General features: G+C 66.0%; 3 protein-coding genes. All 3 read right to left on the reverse strand.

Annotated features, from left to right (window positions below; translation table 11 throughout):
• Positions 1-88 precede the first annotated feature (88 nt).
• Positions 89-910, reverse strand: a complete 822-nt coding sequence (locus tag ACIPIA_RS12595; RefSeq protein WP_400510026.1) for an ABC transporter permease — start codon at positions 908-910, stop codon at positions 89-91.
• Positions 911-954: 44 nt separating this feature from the next.
• Positions 955-1,896, reverse strand: coding sequence for an ABC transporter permease (locus ACIPIA_RS12600; protein ID WP_400510021.1), 942 nt, complete (start codon positions 1,894-1,896; stop codon positions 955-957).
• 9 nt (positions 1,897-1,905) lie between these two features.
• On the reverse strand, positions 1,906-3,435 hold a 1,530-nt coding region (locus tag ACIPIA_RS12605), incomplete at its 5' end, for an ABC transporter substrate-binding protein (RefSeq protein WP_400510024.1).

Consider the following 3,435-nt stretch of genomic DNA (forward strand, 5'->3'; position numbering starts at 1 on the left):
GGCCCCTCCGGTGTCGAGACGGAGGGGCCAGTTGCACCTCGGGTGCAGGATCGCGCCGGGGCTGGCGCGACTCCCCGGGCGTCGTGCGTCACATCCGCTTCAGCAGGCGCGGATCGAGCGCGTCGCGCAAGCCGTCGCCCAGCATGTTGATGGCGAGGACCGTCAGCGACAGGAACAGCGCCGGGAAGAAGATGATGTACGGCTTGATCTGCCAGAGCGCCCGGCCCTCGGCCATGATGTTGCCCCAGGACGGGGTGCTCGGCGGCACGCCCGCGCCGATGAAGGAGAGGGCGGCTTCGGCCAGGATGGCCACGGCGCAGATATAGGTCGCCTGGACCGCGATCGGCGCGAAGGTGTTGGGCAGGATGTGGCGGAAGACGAGCCAGGGAATGCTCGCGCCGGCAGAACGCGCCGCCTCGACATAGAGCTCCTCGCGCAGGAAGAGCACCACGCCGCGGATCAGGCGCACGACGCGCGGCGTCTCCGCGATCGTCACCGCCAGGATCACGTTCCAGATCGAGGCGCGATTGAGCGCGATCAAGGCAACCGCGAGCAGGATCGACGGAATCGCCATCAGGCCGTCCATGACACGCATGACGAACGCATCGAAGCGCGGCAGGAAACCGGCGAAGACTCCGATCAGGACGCCGATCACGCTCGAGCCCAGTGCCACGGAGAAGCCGACCGCGAGCGAGACGCGCGTCCCGTAGAGCACCCGGGAGTAGAGATCCCGCCCCAGCAGGTCGGTCCCGAACCAGAAGGTTGCCGAAGGCGGCTTCGCGCGGTCGAAGGCCGAAACCGCAGTCGGATCCGTTGTGCCGAGCCAGGGCGCGAAGACTGCGATGAGGACGAGCAGGCAGAGCACGGCGGCGCCGCAGGCAATGCTGGGATGGGTCGTCACGCTCCGCACCCAGCGGGGGCGCGGGGCAGGCGCGGCCTGAGTGGTGAGAGCGGTCAATAGCGGATCCTCGGATCGAAGACGGTGTAGAGCATGTCGACCAGCAGGTTCACGAGCACGTACATGAAGCTGAACAGCAGGATGACGCCCTGGATGATCGGATAGTCACGTCGCAGGATGGCATCGACGGTCAGGCGGCCGAGCCCCGGGATTGCAAAGACTGTTTCGGTGACGATGGCGCCGCCGATCAGCAGGGCGACGCCGCTGCCGACCGTGGTGATGATCGGAACCGAGCAATTCTTCAGCGCGTGCTTGAACAGGATGGTGCGCTCTTCCGAGCCCTTCGCCCGCGCGGTCCTGACATAGTCCTGGGCCAGCACTTCCAGCATGGTCGCACGAGTAATGCGCGCGAGCAGGCCGATATAGACGCTGCCGAGGGCCACGGCGGGCAGGATCAGGCTGCGGATAGCGGGCCAGATCCCGTTGGAGAGCGGGACATAGCCCTGGACCGGGAGCCAGCGCAGCTGGAGGCCGAAGGTCCAGGCCAGCAGGTAGCCGACGACGAAGGAGGGAACCGAAAAGCTCAGCACGGCGAAGACCATCACCAGCCGGTCGCTGGAGCTGTTGTGCTTCCAGGCCGCGACGACGCCGATCGGCAGCGCGAAAGCCACCGAGACGACAAGGGTCATCAGCATGAGCAGATAGGTCGGCTCCAGCCGCTGGGCGATCATCCCCGCGACAGGCTGGTTGGTGAAGATCGAGACGCCGAGATCGCCGTGCAGCAGGCTCCAGATCCAGTTTCCGAAGCGGATCGGGAAGGGGGCGTCGAGATTGAGGGTGGCGCGGATGCGGGCGATATCCGCAGCCGTCGCCTGGTCTCCGGCCATGATCGCCGCAGGATCGCCGGGGGCGAGATAGAGCAGGCCGAAGACGAACAGGGCGACGAAGGTCATGACCGGCAGCGCTGCGAGCAGCCGGCGTGCGATGTGGGACAGCATGGCGTCCGCTCAGGCCTTCGCCGTCATCGTGAAGAAGAGGGGCCGCTGCAGCTGGATATCGGCCAGATTGCGCCGATAGCCGCTCACGGTGGCGAAGGCGCCGAGAGGCATGTAGGGAACGTCGATCAGCGCCTGCTTCTGGATTTCCTCGCAGATCCTCTTCTGCGTCGCCTCGTCGGGGGCATCCAGCCATTGCTGGCGCAGTTCTTCCAGGCGCGGCGCCGTGGGCCAGCCGACCCACGCGTCCTTGCCGTTGCCGCGCAGCCCGATATGACCGACGGGGTTGAAGTTGCTCATGCCGGACAGCGCGGTGAGGAAGACGTTCCAGCCTCCCTTGGTCGACGGCTCCTGACTGAGGCGGCGCTGCATCAGCGTGCCCCAGTCCATGGCCTGCACGTCGACATTCAGCCCGACCTTCTTCAGCGTATCCGCGGCGAGCAGCGTGCAGGGATGCGTCCAGGGATAGTCGACGGGATCGAGCACGACGACGGGTTCGCCCTTGTAGCCGGCCGCCTTGATCTCCTCGGCGGCCTTCCTGAGGTCGCGCGGGCTCGTGAACGCCTCCAGTCCGACAGGCGTCGCCATCGGCGAATCCGGGCTGAAGAAGCCCACGCCCGACTGCCAGAATTCCTTGTTCTCCTCGCCGAAGGTGCCGGCCATGATCGCCTTCTGGTCGAAGGCTTTCAGGAGCGCGCGCCGAATCTCGGGATTGTTGAAGGGGGGCTGCAGATGGTTGAAGCGCATGATCGCGAAGTTCGGCGTCGTCCGCGGCAGGAGCTGGATCGCCGCATCGGTCTTCAGGACGGGGAGGAAGTCGGCCCCGACCATCTCGATGATGTCGACTTCGCCGGCTTGCAGGGCGGCGGCGGCGGTCGAGGCATCGGCGATGATCTGCCAGACGACGCGCTCGAAGGCGGCGTTCTTCGGCCCCGCGGTATAGGATGGCGGGAAACTGTCGGTGCGGGGCTTGTAGCCAGCGAATTTCTCGAAGACGGCGCGCGAGCCGGAGATCCATTCGCTCTTCACGAAGCGATACGGGCCGCTGCCGATACTCTCCCGGATCTGCTCGTTCGGAGAGGTATTGGCCAGGCGCTCCGGCATGATGGCGGGCATGTTCGAGCCGCTCGTGGCCAGCGTCATCGGCAGGAGCGGGAACGGCTTCCTGAGCTGGAAGCGGAGCGTTCGGTCGTCGAGGGCGTTCAGCGAATCCACCACTGAGAGCAGTGCCGCCCCCATGAAGTCGCGCTTGCCCCAACGCGTGATGCTGGCGACGCAGTCCTTGGCCAGCACCGGCTGCCCGTCATGGAACTGCAGGCCGTCGCGCAGCCTGATCGTCCATGTCAGTCCGTTGTTCTCGACCGTATGGCCTTCCGCCATCTGCGGGTGGACGTTGTAGTCCTTATCGAAGCCGTAGAGCGTATCGAATACGAGGTGGCCGTAGACCTGGACGATGGTCGAGGTGCTCCAGACCGGGTCGAGGATATTGAGATCCGCTTCCGGAATGTAGCGCAGATCCTTCTTGCCGGCGGCCCGGGCCGT

Source organism: Allobosea sp. CER48 (assembly GCF_044752385.1).
Taxonomy (GTDB): domain Bacteria; phylum Pseudomonadota; class Alphaproteobacteria; order Rhizobiales; family Beijerinckiaceae; genus Allobosea.

What these genes read in the sequence shown, in the direction of transcription:
- ACIPIA_RS12600 (WP_400510021.1), bottom strand. Translation starts at nt 1,896, where the DNA reads ATGCTGTCCCACATCGCACGCCGGCTGCTCGCAGCGCTGCCGGTCATG.